The organism is Modicisalibacter coralii (assembly GCF_004117855.1).
In the GTDB taxonomy this organism is placed as follows: domain Bacteria; phylum Pseudomonadota; class Gammaproteobacteria; order Pseudomonadales; family Halomonadaceae; genus Modicisalibacter; species Modicisalibacter coralii.
Window position 1 is genome coordinate 20101 of the sequence record NZ_QWBW01000039.1, and the last position, 20473, is coordinate 40573.

A 20473-nucleotide genomic window follows, 5' to 3' on the forward strand; every position below is an offset into this window, starting at 1 on the left:
GCCACGACGGCAACGTTCGGGATTGCATTGAGTGGGGAAGCGAGGCATATTTAAATACGAATAATAACAATTATCTTTTACAAGCCAAAAAATCAACATCCAAGGGATGTTCCTAGGGAAGTCAACGATGTCACATCCTCTACTACGCAGACACCGACTCACCATTGCCATCGGCATTGCCAACATCTGTGCCACGGCCCTATTGGCTGCTCCCAATGCGCTCGCCCAGGGTCACTCGACACAGGACTCAGAGAATGACGAGTCCGCTGTCACATTGCCGACGCTACAGGTGACGGAAAGCCGCCTCTACGAAGAGGCCTACGGCCCCGTGCAGGGCATCGCCGCCACGCGTAGCGCCACGGCGACCAAGACCGACACACCGATCATCGAGACGCCACAGTCCCTCTCGGTGGTGAGTAGTGAGGAGTTCCGCGACTATGGCGCGCGAAACTTCACCGAAGCGCTGGGCTATACCGCTGGAGTCTCCAGACAAGAAGGCGCCGACCGCACCACCGACGTAATGCGTATACGGGGTTTTAGGGTCGGAACCACATACCGAGATGGAACCAAGTATCAAGCCAACGTCTACGACGGCCAGCAGGAACTCTATGGTCTGGAGCGACTGGAGGTACTCAAGGGGCCCTCCTCTATCCTCTATGGCGTGGCTTCCCCCGGTGGCGTGGTCAATGCCGTCAGCAAGCGCCCCACCAGCGAGCCCCTGCGCGAGATCAATCTCCAGGCCGGCAGCTTCGACCGGCGCCAGATATCCGCGGACTTCTCCGATGCCCTCGACGAGGATGGCGTCTGGTCCTATCGCCTCACCATGCTGCATCGCGACAGCGATACCTTCGTCGATCATGTGCCCGACGACCGCACCTACATCGCCCCTGCCTTGAAATGGCAACCGACCGACCAGACGTCGCTCACCCTGCTCAGTGAGTACCAGCGCGACCAGACCGCCTATGTCTACGGTCTGCCGGCCAGCGGTACAATCCTCTCGAACCCCAATGGGAAGATTTCACGAGATCGGTTCATCGGCGAGCCCGATTTCGACAACTTCGACAATGAACGCTACTCCTTTGGCTACCTGTTCGAGCACGACTTCTCCGACAACCTTCACTTCCGCCATAGCCTGCGTAGCTTCCACGCTGATCGGGTTTACGACAATATCTTTCTCGGTTCGAGCAGCGATGGACGTGTCTATTCCAGAACCGCCCAGGATCGCCGCGATGCCTCACGAGCACTGACTGCGGATACCTCCCTGCAGTACGACTGGGAGGCTGGCAATACTTCCAACACTACTCTTGTCGGCTTCGACTACACCCGTCAACGTCAAGAGACCGAGCGTTACAACCGCACGGCCCCGCCGCTGGATCTCTACGACCCCGTCTATGACAACGGTGAACTGGGCGATGCCATACCTTTCGCCTACTCTACCAAGCAACGCCATGAGCAAGTGGGTATCTATTTACAAAACCAGATGAAGATCGCCGACAAGTGGGTGTTTTTGTTGGGAGGACGCCAGGACTGGACCGAGGATGAAACCTCTCCCTATTTTGGTCCCACCGACTGGAGTCGCGCAACGGACGATGCGTTCACGGGACGCATTGGAGGCGTTTATCTTGCCGATAATGGTCTGGCGCCTTTCATCAGTTACAGCGAGTCTTTCGAGCCCACCAGCGGTACGGGTCGCAACGGAGACCGGTTCGAGCCGACGCGTGGCAAACAATATGAACTCGGGGTCCGTTACCAACCCGAGAGTTGGGACACTCTCATCACCGCCACCGCCTATGAACTGACTCAGGAAAACGTGCTCGTCACCGACCCCGTCGACACCAGCTTTCAAGCCCAACTGGGCGAGGTGCGTTCTCGCGGTATCGAGCTGGAAGCCAAGACGGCAATCGGGCCCAACGCCAATCTGGTCGCGGCCTATGCCTATACGGATGCGCGAACGACCGAAAGCAGCCCCGCGACGCCGGACCTGGAAGGCAAGCGAACGGCCAATACGCCCTACAACCAGTTATCGCTATGGAGTGACTATCGCTTGGCCAGCTTTGGTTTGCCTGGCCTGAAAGTCGGAGCTGGCGCGCGCTATGTCGGCTCGACCCTCGGTACCTGGATCGATGGCGAGGTTCCCTCTTTCACCTTGTACGACGCCATGGTCAGCTACGAGACAGGCCACTGGACCTATGCACTGAACGCCACCAACCTCACGGATGAGAACTATATCGAATCATGTACCTATGGGTGTTTCTATGGTGAGCCAAGAAATATCACAGCCACTTTAGGTTACCATTGGTAAAATGCCATTAACGGCAACGTTTAAGACACCAGAAAAACCATCACACAGGCATGAAATAGCAAGGGCCCGGGCTAACCGCCCGGCGCTTTAATGCAAAAAACAACACCTTTACTCCCAGAGCCTCAAGAAAAAATCCTTGCAGCACCTCGACCTCTTACATGATTCCAAAACCCAACTCGGCGGCTTTGATGTTCCAAAAAATCAAACTCGTTTACGCAAACCCCTAGAGAAATTCTGTCGCCAACCATGCTGAACAATGTGGTGACATCAAGGGAAAGAGACAATGCCTTCCTTGAGAAAATACGAGTTCTCGCCAGGCACCTTGAATGGACTAGGTTTCGGTGCCGGCATTCGCTGCAATGATGCCACTTGGGGCAACGATACCCATACGTTCGACGTGGAGAGTTATACACTGGTCGATGCCATGCTGGAATATGACCTCGGAGTGCTATCCCGCGATTTCCAAGGCATGGATTTGAGGGTCAATGCCGTCAACCTGTTCGACAAGGACTATGTCTCTTCGTGCTCCAGCGCGACAATCTGTCATTTCGGCGAGGCGCGCAATGTGACGGCCACATTAAGCTACAAGTGGTAATTCACCGTTCAGCAGGGACACGACAGATCAGGACATACCCCGTTTCGACAAGGTGGGTCTATGGCTGCCAGCGGCGTTCTAGCTTCTAACAATCAGACGCGCCAGGTACGCCTGGCGCGCCACCATGATTACCGGGCACCAGCGGCTACGTCTTTAACACCGACACCCACTCAGTGACTCGAGAGTCACTGACGGCACTCTCTTGCAAGCGTTGCTGAAGCTTAGGTAGAGCACTGCAGCGTTGCGCCAGGGCGAGACTTGCATGCTCATGATGCAACAGGTCGGTCAGCATGCCATGCGTCTGACGCAGACAGTCGGCCACACCATTTCCCCCCAGCGTGACGCGAACGGGCAGGGTGTTGATGAACATACCCAGCGCCCGCTCGACACCCTCGGTTCCTTGCATGCGTCCGAACAGCAGGGTGCCAATGACAAACATTATCGTTTGTGATGAAAGCCGTGAAAGACCGACACCCTCCCCCCACATCAGGAGCCGGTACGCCCGTATGGCGCCCGGCTCATGGCCCATGCTCGGCATTTCCCGCCACCCGTGCCGCCATGCCCAGGCGCCCGAGGCCCGGCCACTTGAGTGCCGGTCGCCGCACATCGACGCCCAGCGTCAAGCCCAGCAGCGTCACCTCGAGCCCTTCGTCGGCGGCCACGGTCACGGCCAGCAGCCCGAATGCGGAAAACTGCCAGCCGGTAGCGCTGGGCGCCCGCACGAAGGGGCCATCGAACACAAAGTCCCGGCCGATCGCCGTCACCGGCAACGCCACGTCGAGCCCCGGGACCCGACGCACCACCCAGGCGACGAAGGTATTGCTGTTGGGTCCCGGCCAGGCGCGGTAACGCGCCGGCGCCGGATAGTCACGCACCGCCATCTCGATGGCGGGAATCATCGCGGCCGCCGCCGTGCCGCGGTAATCCGCCAGCAGCCAGGGGCGGCTGCCGAACCAGGCACGATCGGGCGTGCCCGCGCCAACCGACACCGGCGGCCGACGCCAGCTGGTCACCTGATAGACGCGATAGCGCCGAGCGTCGGCCGACTTGGCGGCGATCCAGGTATGCACCGCGAAAGCGCCACGCCATTCGAAGGCGCGCGCGGCGTAGACCTGTACCACCGCCTCGCGGGTCGTCGACGCGGGCGGCGCCAGCCCCGTCGGGCTGCGATCGCTGGTGGCCCAGTTGCCGGTCAGATCGATGCCGGGGCTGGCCAGCATGGCCAGGGGACCACCCAGCATCAGCGCCAGCAAGACGCCGAGCCCCCACCCCGCCCATGCGCGTCGTCGCATCGTTGCCTCTCCCGGCCGCTCGAACAGTGATTCACGGCGCCGCCCCCTTGAATAGCGGCGCGATCACCCACATTGAATGGCAAATTCCGTCAATCAAGGCCAATCCCTATGCCGATCGTCGATCCTCGTACCGGAGAGCCGCTGAACTCCCCCGACAACGGGACGAACCGTTCGTCGCAGGTCGACCCCTCGCGATACATCGTCGACGTCGACATGTCCAACTTTCAGCAGGTGGTCCTCGAGGGCTCCCTCGAGATCCCCGTGGTACTGGACTGCTGGGCGCCGTGGTGCGAGCCCTGCAAGAGCCTGACCCCGGTGCTCGAGAAGCTCGCCCACGAATACGCCGGCGCCTTCGTGCTGGCCAAGCTCAACATCGAGGACAACCAGCAGATCGCCGCCCAGTTGGGTATCCGCTCGGTCCCCGACGTCAAGCTGATCATGCAGGGCCAGCTCTACGATCAGTTCCAGGGCGCGCTGCCCGAGCCGCAGATCCGCGAGTGGCTCGGCAACTACCTGCAGGCGCCCCAGGACGCCCCGGCCAGCCCCGAGGAACAGGCCGAGGCCGCGCTGGCCGCCGGCGACCCGGCCACGGCCAAGGCGATCTATCAGCAGCTGATCCAGGACTATCCCGACTACCCGGACTATCGCATCGGTCTGGCCAGCGCCCTGGTCGGCGAGGGCGAGGCCGAGGCGGCGCGCGAGATCCTCGATGCCCTGCCCCCGGAGCATCGCGACGGCGCCAAGGCCCGCGGCGTGAGGGCACGCATCGAGTTCGGCGAGGAAGCACCGAGCCGCGAGGAGCTCGCCGCACTCGAGGGTCGCGACGACAGCGAGGCGCAGTTCAAGCGCGCCCTGCGTCAGGTCGCCGACGGCGACTACGAGAACGGCCTGGAAGGCCTGCTGGCCCTGCTCAAGCGCGACCGGGCCTATGGCGACGACCTCGCCCGCAAGACGCTGCTGCGGGTCTTCGACGCCCTGGGCGCCGAGCATCCGCTGACCGTCGCCTATCGCCGCAAGCTGTTCGCCCTGCTCTACTGATCCTCCCCGGCGTCGCTCAGCGTCCATCGAGCAGGGTGGCCATGCGTGCCAGGCCCTGCTCGAGCTGAGCCGTCGGCGTGCCGAAGTTCAGCCGCACGAAGCCCGGCCAGCCGAAATCCGCCCCGTCGGAGAGCGCCACTCGGGCCTCGTCGAGCAGGCGCTGCTGTGGCGAGTCGCCGAGCCCGGCCCCGCGCAGGTCCAGCCAGGCCAGATAGGTCGCCTCGGGGGGCGCGACACGCACGCCCGGCCAGCCGGCAGCGGCCTCGACCACCCGCCGACGGTTGTCGCGCAACACCTCGAGCAACTCTTGACGCCAGGGCTCGCCCTCGGCGTAGGCGACCTCGGCAGCGAGCAGGCCCAGCACGTTGACCTCGGGCAGCATGCCGCGCATCGCCGCCTGCCAGCGCCGGCGCAGCTCGGCATCCTCGATCACCGCGCAGGCGCAGCCCAGCCCGGCGAGATTGAAGGTCTTCGACGGCGCCCACAGCGTCACCACGCGCCGGGCGAGAGCCGGGAACAGCGCCGCCAGCGGCCGATGCGCGACATCGTCGAGGATCAGGTCGCAGTGCAGCTCGTCGGAGACGATCAACAGATCGTGGCGCTCGGCCAGCTCGGCGAGCATCGCCAGTTCCTCGTACGTCCATACCCGCCCGGTGGGATTGTGCGGATGGCACCACAACAGTAGCCGCGTGGCCGGGGTGATCGCCCGCTCCAGGGCGTCGCGATCGAGCCGCCAGGGCTCGCCCGGCGCGGCCGGCTCGCGCAGCTCACAGGTCTGGGCGAGCCGGCCGTGGCGCTCGGCCACCTTGAGAAACGGCGGATAGATCGGGGTGACCGTGAGCACGCCGTCGCCGGGCTCGGTCAACGCCTGGCAGGCGAGGTGCAGGGCCGGCACCACGCCGGGCAGCCAGACCTGCCAGTCGGCCTCGATCCGCCAGTCGTAGTGGCGCTCGCTCCAGCGACACAGCGCCTGGCGCAGGCTGTCCGGCGTGCGTCCGTAACCGAACACACCGTGCTCGACACGCGCCTTCAGCGCCTCGATCACCGCCGGGGGCGAGAGAAAGTCCATGTCGGCCACCCACAGCGGCGCGACATCCTCGGCATAACGCTGCCATTTCTGCGACGGGTACTGGCGGCGGTCGAGGGACGTGGCAAAATCGAAGGGCATCGAGCCTCCCGGAAAGAGTGGCGGATTACGCGAAAACGGAGTCAAGAAACGAACATGCCTGAAGCTCCCTTCTATGCCAAGGCCATGCGCGGCGCCTCGCGGCTGGTCGGACACTGGCTGATGATCGGCCAGGCCGCCCCCGATCGGCTGGCGATGATCCTCGCCGACACCGCACGCCTGGCCAAGCTCGGCGAACCCGAGGACACCCCCGACGGCGCGACCCTGACCGCCTGGAGTGGCGACGCCCAGCCCCCGCTGTGGGCGGCCCGCACCGCGCTGTTCCTGCTCGTCCAGATGCCCTCGCGCCCGACGCCGCGCGACGAGCTGGAAGGCTGTGCCTGGGCCTACTGCTGGCTGCGCAACCGCGCCTTCGACAGCTACGGCGAGGCCTGGGAGGCACTGCCCGCGCACCTGCGCGAGCCATTGCAGGCGCCGCTGGCGCAGGCCTGGGCGGACCGCGAGTCGCAGCGTCTCGTCTAAAGCCGCATTGTCGCGCGGCTAGCGCTTCTCTAGGGTTTGAGCCCCCGTCGCCCGCTCCTGGCCCCCCTCAGGAGAGGCGTCTTTTGCCGGTCGTTTGTCGCTAGAGGTGCGAATGGAAGTCCCGCTGTTCCTGCAAGTCTGCAAGCTGCTGGTCTCGATCGGCGTCGTGCTGGGTCTGTCGCTGATCGCCGAGCGCGTGAGCACGCGTGTCGCCGGGCTGCTCTCCGGCTACCCGCTGGGCACGGCGATCGCGCTGTTCTTCATCGGCCTGGAGATCGGTCCCGACTTTGCCGCCGACAGTGCGGTACACACCCTGGCCGGCTTCACCGCCACCCTGGCCCTGGGTGGCGGCTACCTGCTCTGCGGGCGCCGCGACGGCCTGCCGGGCGTGCTCGCCGGTACCGTCGGCGGCCTGCTCTGCTGGCTGGCGGCCAGCACGGTGCTGGCCTCGCTCGCTGTCACCCGCGTGAGCGGGACCCTCATCACCCTGGCGGCGATCGGCCTGTTCATCGGCCTCTACCGCAACATCCCCGAGCGCCCCGCCACCACCCGCGGCGCCTTCTCGTGGCCGGCCCTGGGCTTTCGCGCCGGCCTCGCCGCGGCGATCATCTTCCTGATCACCGGGCTCGCCCACGTGCTCCCCGCCGCCTGGGCCGGACTGCTCTCGGCGTTTCCGGTGACCATGTTCCCCTTCCTGGTGATCCTCCACCTGACCCACGGCGCGGCGCCCACCGCCACGGTGATCAAGCACTACCCCGCCGGACTCGGCTCGTTGCTGGCCTACGCGCTGTGCGTCTCGCTGACCTACGACCGCTGGGGCCTGGCCCTGGGTACCCTGGCGGGCTTCGCGGTGGCCACGCTGTGGCTGGTGGCATGGACGCGCTTGCATGCCTCACATCGCCGGTATCGACGCCACGGCCGCGCTTGACCGCGTCACCCCGGCATTGGATCCTGAAACGCCCACAAGGAGGTGCCCCATGTTCACGCGCACGATCGACCCCACGTTCAGCGACACCGACGCCCTGGGCCACATCAACAACACGCGCATTCCGGTGTGGTTCGAACTCGGCCGCAACGACGTCTGCCGGCTGTTCACGCCCGACCTGGATCCGCAGAAGTGGGTGTTGATCCTCGCCCGCATGGAGATCGAGTACCGCGCCGAGCTGGCCTTCAACGCGCCGATCGAGATCCGCACCTGGATCTCGCGCATCGGCAACAGCTCGTTCACCGTCGATCAGGCGCTCTATCAGCACGGCGAGCTGGGGGCCGAGGGCAGGACGGTGATGATCCATTTCGACCACGCCGCCAAGCAGGCGCGGCCGATCCCCGAGGCGATCCGCGAGGCACTCGCGGCGCACCGGGACACCACCGCGGCCGAGTGCGAATCATGACGCCGGCGATCCGCGTTCTGGAACGCTCGGGCGTGCCCTTCGAGATCCACGAGTACCCGCACGATCCGACGGCGCCGGCCTACGGACGGGAAGCCGCGGAGGCGCTGGGGCTCGATCCCGGCGAGGTCTTCAAGACCCTGCTCGCGCGCATCGACGGCAAGCGCCTGGTGGTAGCCATCGTGCCGGTGTCGGGCAGTCTCGACCTCAAGGCGCTGGCCCGCGCCGCCGGCGGCAAGAAGGCCGCCATGGCCGAGGCCGACGACGCCCAGCGCGCCACCGGCTACGTGGTCGGCGGGATCAGTCCGCTGGGCCAGAAACAGCGTCTGGCCACCTTCATCGACGCCAGTGCCGAGGCCTTGCCGCGCATTCACGTCAGCGGCGGACGGCGCGGCCTCGAGATCGCGCTGGCCCCGGACGATCTGAAACGGCTGAGCGGTGCCGAGTCGGCGGCGATCGCCCGCGACTGAGTCATCGCCTCCAGGAGAGCCCCGCATGGCGATCCGCTACGACCTCTGGCTGTTTCCCGACGACGTCGAACGCCATCGGCGCGTCGAGGCCGACCTCGAGCACTACTTCGTCGAACGCTTCGCCGACTACCCGCACATCCGCTTGTTCGGCGACGACCCTTACGATTATGATGCGCCGTTCAATCGCCTCTACGCCGCGCTGCTTGCCCGCGCCAACGACTACTGCGAGCGCGAGTGGCGTTACGCGCCCACCCCGGTCCAGCTCAATCAGGCCTTCTTCCGCGCGGTGGCACGCTCGACCAAATTCCTGCGGGGCCCCAGTGATGCTGATCCGAACCGATGACTACCCCGATGCGCGCCAGCTGACACGAATCGCCGAGCAACTCGGCCGCACGCCGCGCGGCATCCAGGCCGTCACCGCCACCGACGGCGAGGGCACGCCGCTGGTGCTGCGCATGGAGTCGATCGTCGACGACAAGCCCTTTCCCACGCTCTACTGGCTGTGTTCCGAGCGGCTCAAGATCGAGATCTCGCGGATCGAGGCCGCCGGCATCATCAAGCAGCTCGAGGCACGCCTGCAGGAAGACCCCGAGTTTCTGGCCGCCTACCACGCCAGCCACGCGGACTACGTCGCGCGACGCTGGGCAAGCATGCGCCCCGAACACCGCCGGTTGGCCGCCGAGCGCGGCTACGAGGCGTTGTTCCGCGAGCGCGGCATCGGCGGCATCAGCAATTGGGACCAGGTACGCTGCCTGCATACCCAGTACGCGCACCATCTCTCCGGCGACAACGTCATCGGCCAGTGGCTCGACCGCGAATACGGCGTGATCGACTGTCTGCCCTGATCGGCCTTCATCCATCCACGAGGAGTTCGCATGTCGTGTATCTGTGTCTACCTGGGAGCCCGCGAGGGCCATGATGCCCGCTTCCGCGAGGCCGCCGTGACGCTCGGCCGGTGCATCGCCGAGCGCGGCGATACCCTGGTCTACGGCGGTGCCCAAGTGGGCCTGATGGGCGCCCTGGCGGATGCCACCCTGGCCGCCGGCGGCCAGGTGATCGGGGTCATCCCGCACCACCTGGTCGATCGCGAGCTGGCCCACGAGTCGCTGACCCGCCTGATCCGCGTCGACGACATGCACGAACGCAAGGCGACCATGGCGGAGCACGCCGATGCCTTCATCGCCCTGCCCGGCGGTATCGGCACCCTGGAAGAACTCTTCGAGACCTGGACCTGGCAGTACCTGGGTCTGCACGACAAGCCGCTCGGCGTGCTCGACGTGGGCGGCTTCTACCAGCCCTTGCTGCGGTTTCTCGACAGCACCGTGGAGGCCGGCCTCCTCGATGCCTCCACCCGCGGTCAACTGGTTGCCGCGGCCGAGCCGAATGTCCTGCTCGACCGGCTCATGGCACCGGCTGACACCGACTAGGCGCGACCTCGCCCCCGGGTCGCGCGGCGGTCTCCACCTCCAGCGGGGCCTCGCCGATATAGCGACGCCGCTTGTCGGGCTTGAGCCGGGTCACGTCGACCACCACCAGGCCGTCGAGGCAGTAGCCGAAATCGGCATCGACCCCGAAGTCCATGAAGCGCACCGCGCCGGACTCGGCCACCTCGCCATACTGCTTGTAGAGTACCGGCACGCTGGCCCCGAGCGACTCGAGCTGCTCGCGCAGGCGGCGGAAGTCGCCGTCGCGATCGTCGCCCTGAAAGAGCCGCTCGGCCTCCTGACGGCCGGCCGTCGACAGGGCGAAGGGCGCTCTGGCACGCACGCACTCGGACAGGTCGCCATAGTAATGCCGATAGTAGGCGACCAGCAGCTCCCGGGCACGCAGCGGCAGGCGTCCGGAGATCGTCACCGGACCGAACAGCCAGCGCACCTCCGGATGATGGCGCAGGTAGGCGCCCAGCCCCAGCCATAGGTAGTCGAGGCTGCGCCGCCCCCAGTAGCGCGGCTGGACGAAACTGCGCCCCAGCTCCAGGCCGTGGCGCCACGCGTCCCAGGGCGCGTCACCCAGATGGAAGAGCGTCGAGGCATAGAGCCCGTCGATGCCGTGACTGTCGAGCAACGGCCCCACCTCGCCGAGGCGATAGGCGCCGGCGATCTCCAGGTCCTGATCGTCCCACACCAGCAGGTGGCGATAGCGGGCATCGAAGTCATCGAGATCGCAGCGTCGACCGCTGCCCTCGCCGACCCGACGGAACGCGATCTCGCGCAACCGGCCGATCTCGCGCAGCACCACCGAGTCGAGAGGGCCGTCGTAGAGCAGGATCCGCTTGCCGTCGCGGGTCTCGCCCAGGCAGCGGGCCCCGCGCAGCGCCGCGCGCAGGGCCTGACGGTCCTCGGGGTGGGCGATCGCCGCCTCGCCGCGAAAGATGCCCTTGCGCCCGCGCCCCAGCCGATAGACGTGCTTGCGCAGCAGCTTGAGCTTGACCGGCGTCGCCAGATCGGCGCGATCGAACTGCTCGAGCGGCAGCAGCGCCCCCGCGCGTACCCGGAGCAGGCGATCGCGCTGGCGGAACATCTCGTGGGGCAGCAGCAGGGTGGCCAAGTCGTCGCGCAACGCGGCAAGCAGATAGAAACGCCATGAGTTGCGCCCCTGGACGTGCAGCGGCAACAGCGGCGCATTGGTGCGGCGCGCCAGGTGCAGCACGCCCGCCTGCCAGCGACCGTCGCGAACGCCGCGCAGGCTCGCCCGGGAGACCTCGCCGGCGGGGAAGACGATCACCGCCTCCTCGCGATCCAGCGCCTCGCCGATGGTGGCGAGGCTGCGTCGGAATCCCCGCCGCGAGAGGTTGTCGACCGGCAGCAGGCATTCGGCGAGCGGCTCGACCTGCAGCAGCAGGGTGTTGGCGACGATCTTCACGTCGGGGCGCACATCGGCGACGAGTCGCAGCAGGGCCAGGCCGTCGAGTGCCCCCAGCGGGTGGTTGGCGACGATCAGCACGCGCCCGCTGACCGGGATGTTCTCGCGCTCGCGCGAGGGCAGGGTATAACCGAAACGGAAGTGATCGAGTACGCGGTCGACGAAGGCGAGCCCCCGGCTGTCGCGATGCTCGACGAGGAAGCGATTGATCTCGGTCTCGTGGATCAGCCGCCGGACCAGGGCGACGAGACCGTGACGCAACCAGCCGGGCAGCCGCCCGAACCCCGTGACATGGCGCTGCATGGCGCCGGCGATATCGATCATCCCCGCTTCCTCCGGCCTGTGTCGATTATTGTCCGACGACAGCTTGCCGATGCCGTATGACAGTGACGTGGCGGCCGGCGCTTGGGTAAAGTGGCGACAGGCTTCAGTGACCGGACCCAGCAAGGAGAGACGGATGTTCGCCATCGCCATCGATAACGACCAGCAGTTGCACTGGCAGGAGCAGGACGCTCCCGGCCGCCAGGACCCGCATGACGTGCGCATTCGCGTCGCCTGGGCGGGCATGAACCGGGCCGACCTGATGCAGCGTGCCGGTCAGTACCCGCCGCCGCCCGGCGCGTCGACGATCCTCGGCCTCGAGGTCAGCGGCACGGTGATCGACACCGGCCCTCAGGTGGAGCGGCTGCGTCCCGGCGACAAGGTCTGCGCACTGCTCGCCGGCGGCGGCTATGCCGAGGAAGTGGTCGTCCACGAGGACCAGGTGCTGACGCTGCCCGACGGCTACGGGCTTCGCGAGGCGGCGGCCCTGCCCGAGGTGTTCGCCACCGCCTGGCTCAACCTGTTCATGGAGGGCGGGCTGCGGCGTGTCGACGGGCGGCCCGAACGGGTCCTGCTGCATGCCGGGGCGAGCGGCGTGGGGACCACGGCGATCCAGCTGTGCCATGTCTTCGGGCACCCCTGCTTCGTCACCGTGGGCAGCGCGGAAAAGCTCGAACAGTGCCGTCGCCTCGGAGCCCAGGCCGGCTGGAACCGCCACGACGGCAGCTTCGTCGAGGCGGTCAGGGACTGGGGCGGCGCCGACGTGATTCTCGATCCGGTCGGGGCGAGCTATCTCGCCGACAATCAGCAGGTACTCAATCAGGACGGCCGGCTGGTGCTGATCGGCCTGATGGGCGGGCGTCACGCCGATCTGGACATGGGCCGCATGCTGATGAAACGCCAGCGCCTGATCGGCTCGACCCTGCGCAGCAAGTCGCCACGCGCCAAGGGCTCGATTCTCGACAGCCTGCATACCCATGTCTGGCCACGGCTGGCCCGCGGCGAACTGCGCCCGCTGATCGACCGCGACTGGCCGATCCAGCAGGCCGACGCGGCAATGGCCTATCTGGAGAGCAATGCCAGCACGGGCAAGGTACTGCTGTCGGTCAGCGGCGAGGGATGAGCGTCGCCGCGCTCACGGGCGGTGGCTGCGTGCCGCCGCTTCGCGGGTCTTGAGGTAGGTCAGCTGGAGCAGACGCGCATCGTCGCCGGCACGGTGGCGCTGAATGCCCCACTCGCCAATCAGGGCTTCCTTGGTCTGCTTCCAGAGTCCGAGCTGCGCCTCGCAGAGCAGCGAGCGCAGCGCTTCGAGGCGAAAGCGCGGCAGCATGCCGGCATGATGAAAGAGCAGCGACAGCCAGGTGTTGTCGTAGCCCCAGCTGTCGCTGTAGGCGATGCCGATCTCGGCGAGCTCGTCGTTGAGCCAGCGCGCCACTTCCCCCACCGGGTAGCCCTCCCGCGCGAGCCGTGCGCGACTGATGCCATGCAGCAGCTCCGCCTTGGGATCCCAGTGTGTCCACTCGGGCAGGGGCTGGATCAGAAACGCGCACACGCTGCCGTCGCCACGGGCCAGGCCGATCTCGATGGGGTAGCTGCCGCGGCCAAAGCCGGACGCTTCGATATCGAGGAGAGTGGGCAGCGTCACATCAGCGGTCCTTTGTCGTCGGTCAGGCACGGCCGGTTAGGCACGGCCGGTTAGGCACGGCCGGTCAGGCACGGCGCCCGAGCAGGCGAAGGGCAGCCGTGCCTCCCGCTAGCGCAGGAGGCCCGAGCACCACCCGGTGGGGTCATTCTGGCGCCGATAGCGCAGGGCGACAACGGTCGGCGGGGAATTCCCGACCAAGGCAGGGTGTCCCGGGCCGGGTGCCTCGACGCCGTCACGGCGAAGGGCGCTCCCGGCACGCGACATGATCAGTGGGTCAGCGCCCGCTGGCCATGGTGGCCATCGGCACCGGTATGGCGCTCCGCCAGCGCCTGCCACTGGGCGGCGCGTCGCGAATCGACCGGCAGCCCCAGTTCCCCGCGGCGGTAGGCATCGGCCAGGCGTTCGGCGGCCGTGGGATGGCCCGCCTCGCCGGCGCGGGCATACCAGGTCACCGCATGGTCATCGCGACGCGGGTACTGGGCACAACCGTGCTCGTAGATGCGGGCGGCCTGATACTGAGCCCGGGCATCGCCGGTCTGGGCCGCCTGCAGCACGTAGCGGGCGCCCTTGGCCTTGTCCTGGGGCGTCACGCCACGCTGATAGAGCATGTGCCCGTACAGCGACAGGGCGCTGGTGTGGCCGGCCTCGGCGCAGCGCTGAAAGAGGCGCATCGTCAACCGCTGGGTACGCGGAGAGCGAGGCAACCAACGAGTCTGGAACAGCTGTTCGGCCAGCCGAAATTCGAGCCGGGTGAACAGGGAAGATGCCTGCGGCATGGCGATAAAACCTTGATCGAGTTTGCCTTGGGTGACGACGTCGACCTTGGCTCCACCCTGAGCCAGCCCACGCCTCATCTCCTGACTGCCAACCGTCCGGACCTCCGCCGGAGCAACGGGTGGCAAGCATACGCCCCACTCTGGCCCGACTCAACCCCCGATTTGCTGCCCTGCAGCGGGCTGGTTAACATGCGATTTTTCGACCGTTCAGGGAGCCCCGAACATGCAAAAGCGCCCGCTAGGCAATACCGGGATCAACGTCAGTCGTCTGTGCCTGGGGACGATGACGTTCGGCGAGCAGAACAGCGAGTCCGACGCGCATCGCCAGCTCGATCGGGCACGCGACGCCGGGATCGACTTCATCGACACGGCCGAGATGTATCCGGTACCGCCGAAGGCGGAGACCCAGGGACTGACCGAGGCCTACATCGGGACCTGGCTCAAGGCACGCGGCAAGCGCGACGAGGTGATCCTCGCCACCAAGGCCGCCGGCCCGCGTCTCGAGCATATCCGCGGCGGCCCCCGCTTCACCCGCGAACACCTCCATGCGGCCGTCGACACCAGCCTCGAGCGCCTGCAGACCGACTACATCGACCTCTACCAGCTGCACTGGCCGGACCGCAGCACCAACACCTTCGGTCAGCTCGATTACGCGCCCGACCCCGACGAGGACGCCACGCCGCTGGAGGAAACCCTCGCCGCCCTGAAGGAACTGGTCGACGCCGGCAAGATCCGCGCCATCGGCCTATCCAACGAGACGCCCTGGGGCGTGATGCGCTGCCTGCATCTGGCCGAGACGCTGGGACTGCCGCGGGTCGCCAGCGTGCAGAACCCCTACAACCTGCTCAATCGCAGCTTCGAGGTGGGCCTGGCGGAGATCGCCCATCGCGAGAACGTCGGCCTGCTCGCCTATTCGCCGCTGGCCTTCGGCGTGCTGTCGGGCAAGTATCTCGACGGGGCGCGCCCGCCGCAGGGGCGTCTGACGCTGTTCGAGCGCTTTCAGCGCTATACCTCGGATGTCGCCGAGCAGGCCACCCGCGCCTACGTCGACATCGCCCGGCAACATGATCTCGACCCGGCCCAGATGGCACTGGCCTTCGTCAATTCACGCCCCTTCCTGACCAGCAACATCATCGGCGCCACGACGCTGGACCAGCTCGAGAGCAACCTGGCGAGCGAGTCGCTCACCCTGGAACCGGCCGTACTCGAGGCCATCGACGCCGTCCACCGGCGTCTCTCCAATCCCTGCCCCTGAATGGCTATGAGCGCGATAGCGGGGGCCGCCTCGGCCCCCGTCACCACGCTTGGTATACTCCGGGATTCGCCCGTCAAACCGATCAGGAGTTCGCCATGCTGAGCGTGATTTCGCCGGCCAAGACGCTGGATTTCGAGACCCCTCCCACCACCGAGCAGTACTCCCAACCGGATTATCTCGACCAGAGCCGGGAGCTGATCGACATCCTCCGCGATTATTCGCCCCAGCGGCTGGCCGAGTTGATGGGCATCAGCGACAAGCTGGCCGGCCTCAATGCGGCACGCTACGGGCAGTGGCAACCGCCCTTCACGCTCGACAACGCCAAACAGGCCGCCCAGGCCTTTCAGGGCGACGTCTACCAGGGGCTCGATGCGCCGACCTTCGACGATGACGACAACGCCTTCGCCCAGGCGCACCTGCGCATTCTCTCGGGGCTCTACGGATTGCTGCGTCCGCTGGACCTGATCCAGCCCTACCGGCTGGAGATGGGCACGCGGCTGGCCAATCCGGCCGGCAAGGATCTCTACGCCTTCTGGCGCGAGCGGCTGACCCGGGATCTCGATGCCGCCGTGGCCGCAAGCGGCTCCCCGGTGCTGGTCAACCTGGCCTCCAACGAGTACGTCAAGGCGATCGACACCCGTCGACTGTCCGCCCGGGTCATCTCGCCGGTCTTCAAGGACGCCAAGAACGGGCAATACAAGATCATCAGCTTCTACGCCAAGAAGGCCCGCGGCCTCATGGCGGCCTGGCTGATTCGCGAACGCATCGACGACCCGGCAGCCCTCACGGGGTTCGACGTCGCCGGCTATCGTTACGCCCCCGAACAGTCGAAAGAGCATGCCCCGGTCTTCGTGCGCGAGGAAGCGGACCGCGCCTGATACCTGCCCGGGGTTTTCCGCTAGGGTGAGTCAGGTTCGCCAAGAACCGGTAGAATGAGCGGGCGTTTCACCCTCCGGAGATTGTCCATGCGTAACCTGTTCGTCATGTTGCTGGTCGGCCTGCTCGGCTTCGGCCTGGCGGTCGATCACGCCGAAGCTCGCCGTATGGGCGGCGGCAAGAGTTTCGGTTCCTATTCACGCTCCATCAGTAGCCAGAAGTCCTCCACGGCCAGCCACAGACCCTCCATTGGCCTGTCGCGCTTCGCCGGTCCGTTCGCCGGGCTGCTTGCCGGCGGCCTGCTGGCCTCGCTGTTCTTCGGCGGCGGCTTCGACGGCCTGCGCCTGATGGACATGCTGCTGATCGGCGGGGCGATCTGGCTGGCCACTCGCCTGTTCACCCGGCTCCGGGCAGCGACGGCGAGCGGCCCCCAGGCCCACCGGCAATCCCACGATAGCGCCCAGGAAACGGCGCAACCCTTCACGGCGACGGGTGCCATGGGTGGCGGCAACTCGCCGAGCTGGTTCGACAAGGAGCGTTTCCTCAACGATGCCAAGCAGCACTTCATGGCGCTGCAGCGCGCCTGGGACAACAACGACCTGAGCAAGATCCAGGAGTACGTGACCCCGGAATTCTACAACCTGTTGCGCGAGGAACGCGCCAATCAGCCGCCCAACAACCGCACCGAGATCGTGCGTCTGTTCGTCGAGCTGGGCGACGTGCGCGAATACGCGCAGCAGGCCGAAGCCTCGGTGATCTTCCACGGCGTCGTGGACGAGAACGGCGAGCGCAACGAGTTCAACGAAACCTGGCACCTGACGCGCGAGCTGCGCGACGGCGCCCCCTGGCACGTGCAGGGGATCGAGCAGAATCCCAGCGCCTGACGCCTTCATGCGGTCACCGGGCCGCTCACGAAAAAGCCAGCCTGACGGCTGGCTTTTTGCATGGCATCGGGTCGCGGCGGATCGCTGTTCCGCCTCCCCTCATGCTCAGTTGTTCTGGGCGTCCTCCGCGGCATCCTGGACGTCGTCGCCCATCTCCTCGACGCTGTCGCCGACGTCTTCTGCCGCCTGATCGATGTTCTCGCCCGCCTCCTCGGCAGGGCCGTCATTGTCGCAGGCGGCCACGCCACCCAGCATCAGGGCCATCATCAGGGCCAGACCGAGTTTGCGCAGCATATCCGATGTCATCATGGGCTCCTCCTGAGTCTTGATCACCATTCTTGGCACTACATGTCCTGGCGGTGCGTCCGAAAACGGCCGCCAGCGCTCCTACCATAACCATACCGCGTCCTGGACTCTAGTCCCGGGCCCACTCGATCGCCCCGGTGAGCGAATCTCTCACAAACACTATCGGTCCTGGCCTATCTAACCACGGCCGACGACTGCGTTATCGTCCCCTGGACACCCGCTAGCCGGGCACCTTCCAACAACGACATGTCTCCCCGCAGTGGAACCGTGGGCGTCGAATCCGCTCACCACGATACGCCGGCATCGCGCATCGCGATCCCAGCCATCCATCGAGGAGTACCTGGCATGCCGTTCACCGAACGACATCTCGCCCAAGCCCTATCCCTTCCCATGACGCAAGGAGACGCGACATGAGCCACCCTTCCCGTTCCCACGGCCGGCCCGTGCAGGATCTCAAGCACGACCTCCCGGCCGGTATCGCCGTCTTTCTGGTCGCCATTCCCCTGTGCCTCGGCATAGCACTGGCCTCGGGGGCTCCCCCACTATCCGGCCTGCTAGCCGGCATCATCGGCGGCCTGGTGATTTCGCTGGCGAGCGGGTCCTCGCTGAGCGTGAGCGGCCCCGCCGCCGGCCTGGTGGTGGTGGTCCTCTCCGCCATCGAGACGCTCGGCTTCGCCGGTCTCTTGATGGCGACGGCGGTCAGCGGCCTCCTGCAGATGCTCTTCGGCTATCTGCGCCTGGGCCGCATCGGTGCTTTCGTGCCGAGTTCGGTGATCAAGGGCATGCTGGCCGGCATCGGGGTGATCCTGATCATCAACCAGTTACCCATGCTGCTCGGCATGCCGGCCGGAGAGACCCTGGGCTGGCACGACCTCGCCAACCTGCCCGAACAGACGAATGGCCTGGCCGTCGTCATCGCCGTCACCTCCCTGGCCCTGCTCTGGCTCTGGGATCGGCCGAGCATCAAGCGCTCGCCGCTGGGCATGCTGCCCGGTCCGCTGGTGGTGGTCGTCGCGGCGATCCTGATCGACCAGACGATGCCCGGCGCCTGGTTCACGCCCCTCGACGACACCCAGCACATTGCCCTGCCCATCGAATCGCTGGGGCTCACCGGCTTCCAGCAATTCCTCGATCAGTTGCAGACACCCGCAATCAGCACGCTGGCCAATCCCGAGCTCTACCTGTTCGCGCTCACCCTGGCATTGATCGCCAGTCTGGAGACTCTTCTGAGCATCGAGGCGGTCGACAAGCTCGATCCTCTCAAGCGGCATACATCGCCGCATCGCGAACTCAAGGCGCAAGGACTCGGCAATCTGCTCAGTGGCCTGGTGGGCGGTCTGCCGATCACCGCGGTGATCGTGCGCAGCTCCGCCAACGTCAACGCCGGTGGGCGAACCCGTGCCTCGAGCCTGATTCACGGACTCCTGCTGTTCGCCACCGTCGCCTTCCTGGCGCCCATGCTGGAGCTGATGCCGCTCGCCTGCCTGGCCGCGATCCTGATCCACACCGGCTACAAGCTGGCCAATCCGCGCCTGATCCTGGCCCTGTACCGGCAAGGCATGAATCGCCTGATTCCGTTCGCCACGACCCTGGTGTCGGTGGTCGCCATCGACCTGCTCAAGGGCGTCCTGATCGGCATGTTCTGCGGGCTATGCTTCATGATTCGCGCCAATTTCCGTCGCGCCGTGTCGTTCCGCCAGGAAGGCGACCGGGCCTGGATGACCTTCCACACGGACATCTCCTTTCTCAACCGGGAGGAAGTTCGCAGCCGGCTCGAGCGCCTCGTGCCGGGCACGCACCTGATCATCGACGCGCGCCACGCCCTGCATGTCGACCCCGATATCCGCGAGGATATCGACGCCTTCACGCGCAATGCCCCGCTGCACGGTATCACCGTCGAACTGAGAGACCTGCGGGGATTCAGTGCGAGCTTTCCGGGCTCTCCCGTCGACGACGATAGCCACCGCCTGCCCCTGGGGCAGAGCGCTTTCACCTGACCGTTTCACTTTCCAGCGGGCCGGCCCCCGGGCCGGCTTTCCGGTGCCCGACGCCGAGGTGAGCGAGCGAGGCTTTCGCATGGAACTGCCGCAACGAGATCCGAGCCCTATAGCCGACACAACAACCCCGGCCACAGGGTAAGAAGGCGTCGGGCTTATGGGGCCCCGAGCGGTGGCGCGGCATCTGGGGAAGGCAGGGTTACAGAGGGCCGGGCGACATCGGCCCGACGGTTTTTCGGTGCCCTGAAACGCAAAAACCCCAGCCGATTGGCTGGGGTTTTCGAAAAGATGCCTGACGATGACCTACTCTCGCATGGGGAGACCCCACACTACCATCGGCGCTGAGCGGTTTCACTGCTGAGTTCGGCATGGGGTCAGGTGGGACCCGCTCGCTATGGTCGTCAGGCGTAACCGTGGCGTGCTGCAGAGCCTGCAGCACCCAACTACCTGGTGCGCTTCAACAACGTGATCAAGCTGATCGAGTCGACTCTCGCGACGTATCCGTCGTGTCTCGCCCATAGGGCCACTCAGGCCCCTTGGGTGTTATATGGTCAAGCCTCACGGACCATTAGTACGCGTTAGCTCAACGCCTCGCAGCGCTTCCACATCGCGCCTATCAACCTCGTCGTCTTCGAGGGTCCTTCAGGGGGCGCGAGGCCCCAGGGAAGTCTCATCTTGAAGGGGGCTTCCCGCTTAGATGCTTTCAGCGGTTATCCCGTCCGTACATAGCTACCCGGCAGTGCGATTGGCATCACAACCGGAACACCAGCGGTACGTCCACTCCGGTCCTCTCGTACTAGGAGCAGCACTTCGCAAAC

Annotated in this window: 22 protein-coding genes and 2 rRNA genes; 15 read left to right on the forward strand and 9 right to left on the reverse strand. The window is 66.0% G+C overall.

The window, feature by feature from the left end:
* Positions 1 to 127: 127 nt before the first annotated feature.
* Positions 128 to 2302, forward strand: coding sequence for a TonB-dependent siderophore receptor (locus D0901_RS18215; protein WP_129141726.1), 2175 nt, complete (start codon positions 128 to 130; stop codon positions 2300 to 2302).
* Between the two features lie 283 nt (positions 2303 to 2585).
* Positions 2586 to 2897, forward strand: coding sequence for a TonB-dependent receptor (locus D0901_RS18220; protein WP_129141727.1), 312 nt, complete (start codon positions 2586 to 2588; stop codon positions 2895 to 2897).
* Positions 2898 to 3042: 145 nt separating this feature from the next.
* Here D0901_RS18220 and D0901_RS21450 read toward each other — a convergent pair whose 3' ends face one another.
* Both D0901_RS21450 and D0901_RS18230 read right to left on the reverse strand, forming a co-directional pair.
* On the reverse strand, positions 3043 to 3504 hold the full coding sequence (locus tag D0901_RS21450) for a condensation domain-containing protein (protein ID WP_129141728.1): 462 nt from the start codon (positions 3502 to 3504) through the stop codon (positions 3043 to 3045).
* Complete coding sequence (locus tag D0901_RS18230; RefSeq protein WP_129141729.1) at positions 3416 to 4189, reverse strand: DUF3750 domain-containing protein; 774 nt, start codon at positions 4187 to 4189, stop codon at positions 3416 to 3418. The genes D0901_RS21450 and D0901_RS18230 overlap by 89 nt, the downstream gene beginning before the upstream one ends.
* A 108-nt stretch (positions 4190 to 4297) precedes the next feature.
* Between D0901_RS18230 and D0901_RS18235 the strand changes: the two genes are divergently transcribed.
* On the forward strand, positions 4298 to 5227 hold the full coding sequence (locus tag D0901_RS18235; protein WP_129141730.1) for a thioredoxin family protein: 930 nt from the start codon (positions 4298 to 4300) through the stop codon (positions 5225 to 5227).
* Between the two features lie 16 nt (positions 5228 to 5243).
* Here D0901_RS18235 and D0901_RS18240 read toward each other — a convergent pair whose 3' ends face one another.
* Positions 5244 to 6395 carry a MalY/PatB family protein gene (locus D0901_RS18240; protein ID WP_129141731.1) on the reverse strand — a complete coding sequence of 384 codons (1152 nt, stop codon included), beginning with the start codon at positions 6393 to 6395 and terminating at the stop codon, positions 5244 to 5246.
* Between the two features lie 54 nt (positions 6396 to 6449).
* On the opposite strand from D0901_RS18240, the gene D0901_RS18245 reads away from it, so the two are divergent.
* The 7 genes from D0901_RS18245 to D0901_RS18275 all read left to right on the forward strand — a co-directional run bounded on the left by D0901_RS18245 (position 6450) and on the right by D0901_RS18275 (position 10160).
* Positions 6450 to 6875, forward strand: a complete 426-nt coding sequence (locus D0901_RS18245; RefSeq protein WP_129141732.1) for a hypothetical protein — start codon at positions 6450 to 6452, stop codon at positions 6873 to 6875.
* Positions 6876 to 6987: 112 nt separating this feature from the next.
* A complete protein-coding gene (locus D0901_RS18250; RefSeq protein ID WP_129141733.1) occupies positions 6988 to 7803 on the forward strand; it encodes a hypothetical protein in 816 nt (271 codons plus the stop codon).
* A gap of 49 nt (positions 7804 to 7852) precedes the next feature.
* The gene (locus D0901_RS18255) at positions 7853 to 8266 is read left to right on the forward strand and encodes an acyl-CoA thioesterase (protein ID WP_129141734.1); all 414 of its coding nucleotides are present in this window, start codon (positions 7853 to 7855) and stop codon (positions 8264 to 8266) included.
* A complete protein-coding gene (ybaK, locus tag D0901_RS18260; RefSeq protein WP_129141735.1) occupies positions 8263 to 8733 on the forward strand; it encodes a Cys-tRNA(Pro) deacylase in 471 nt (156 codons plus the stop codon). Before D0901_RS18255 ends, ybaK begins: the two co-directional genes overlap by 4 nt.
* Before the next feature lie 25 nt (positions 8734 to 8758).
* Positions 8759 to 9076 (forward strand): hypothetical protein, encoded by a 318-nt coding sequence (locus D0901_RS18265; protein ID WP_129141736.1) that lies wholly within the window; start codon positions 8759 to 8761, stop codon positions 9074 to 9076.
* Complete coding sequence (locus tag D0901_RS18270) at positions 9057 to 9578, forward strand: DUF501 domain-containing protein (protein WP_129141737.1); 522 nt, start codon at positions 9057 to 9059, stop codon at positions 9576 to 9578. Before D0901_RS18265 ends, D0901_RS18270 begins: the two co-directional genes overlap by 20 nt.
* Positions 9579 to 9608: 30 nt before the next feature.
* A complete protein-coding gene (locus tag D0901_RS18275; protein WP_129141738.1) occupies positions 9609 to 10160 on the forward strand; it encodes an LOG family protein in 552 nt (183 codons plus the stop codon).
* Here the strand turns inward: D0901_RS18275 and olsF are convergent.
* Positions 10135 to 11919 (reverse strand): bifunctional ornithine lipid synthase OlsF, encoded by a 1785-nt coding sequence (olsF, locus tag D0901_RS18280; protein WP_129141739.1) that lies wholly within the window; start codon positions 11917 to 11919, stop codon positions 10135 to 10137. The genes D0901_RS18275 and olsF overlap by 26 nt on opposite strands.
* Before the next feature lie 133 nt (positions 11920 to 12052).
* On the opposite strand from olsF, the gene D0901_RS18285 reads away from it, so the two are divergent.
* Entirely contained in the window at positions 12053 to 13039 is a 987-nt protein-coding gene (locus tag D0901_RS18285; RefSeq protein ID WP_129141740.1) for an NAD(P)H-quinone oxidoreductase, read from the forward strand.
* 12 nt (positions 13040 to 13051) lie between these two features.
* Here D0901_RS18285 and D0901_RS18290 read toward each other — a convergent pair whose 3' ends face one another.
* Positions 13052 to 13561, reverse strand: coding sequence for a 3'-5' exonuclease (locus tag D0901_RS18290; RefSeq protein ID WP_129141741.1), 510 nt, complete (start codon positions 13559 to 13561; stop codon positions 13052 to 13054).
* Positions 13562 to 13827: 266 nt separating this feature from the next.
* On the reverse strand, positions 13828 to 14337 hold the full coding sequence (locus tag D0901_RS18295; RefSeq protein WP_129141742.1) for a tetratricopeptide repeat protein: 510 nt from the start codon (positions 14335 to 14337) through the stop codon (positions 13828 to 13830).
* A 223-nt stretch (positions 14338 to 14560) separates the two neighbouring features.
* Between D0901_RS18295 and D0901_RS18300 the strand changes: the two genes are divergently transcribed.
* From D0901_RS18300 to D0901_RS18310, 3 genes are all read left to right on the forward strand, one after another.
* Positions 14561 to 15592, forward strand: a complete 1032-nt coding sequence (locus tag D0901_RS18300; protein WP_129141743.1) for an NADP(H)-dependent aldo-keto reductase — start codon at positions 14561 to 14563, stop codon at positions 15590 to 15592.
* 95 nt (positions 15593 to 15687) lie between these two features.
* Positions 15688 to 16470, forward strand: coding sequence for a peroxide stress protein YaaA (gene yaaA / locus D0901_RS18305; RefSeq protein WP_129141744.1), 783 nt, complete (start codon positions 15688 to 15690; stop codon positions 16468 to 16470).
* 87 nt (positions 16471 to 16557) lie between these two features.
* Positions 16558 to 17352, forward strand: a complete 795-nt coding sequence (locus D0901_RS18310; RefSeq protein WP_129141745.1) for a Tim44 domain-containing protein — start codon at positions 16558 to 16560, stop codon at positions 17350 to 17352.
* A gap of 105 nt (positions 17353 to 17457) precedes the next feature.
* Here the strand turns inward: D0901_RS18310 and D0901_RS18315 are convergent, their stop codons facing one another.
* Positions 17458 to 17661 (reverse strand): hypothetical protein, encoded by a 204-nt coding sequence (locus D0901_RS18315; RefSeq protein ID WP_325051850.1) that lies wholly within the window; start codon positions 17659 to 17661, stop codon positions 17458 to 17460.
* Between the two features lie 407 nt (positions 17662 to 18068).
* On the opposite strand from D0901_RS18315, the gene D0901_RS18320 reads away from it, so the two are divergent.
* A complete protein-coding gene (locus D0901_RS18320) occupies positions 18069 to 19655 on the forward strand; it encodes a SulP family inorganic anion transporter (protein ID WP_129141746.1) in 1587 nt (528 codons plus the stop codon).
* 290 nt (positions 19656 to 19945) lie between these two features.
* On the opposite strand, the gene rrf is transcribed toward D0901_RS18320, so the two are convergent.
* Positions 19946 to 20061 (reverse strand): 5S ribosomal RNA (gene rrf / locus D0901_RS18325).
* A gap of 141 nt (positions 20062 to 20202) precedes the next feature.
* A 23S ribosomal RNA gene (locus D0901_RS18330) occupies positions 20203 to 20473 on the reverse strand; the annotation flags it as partial.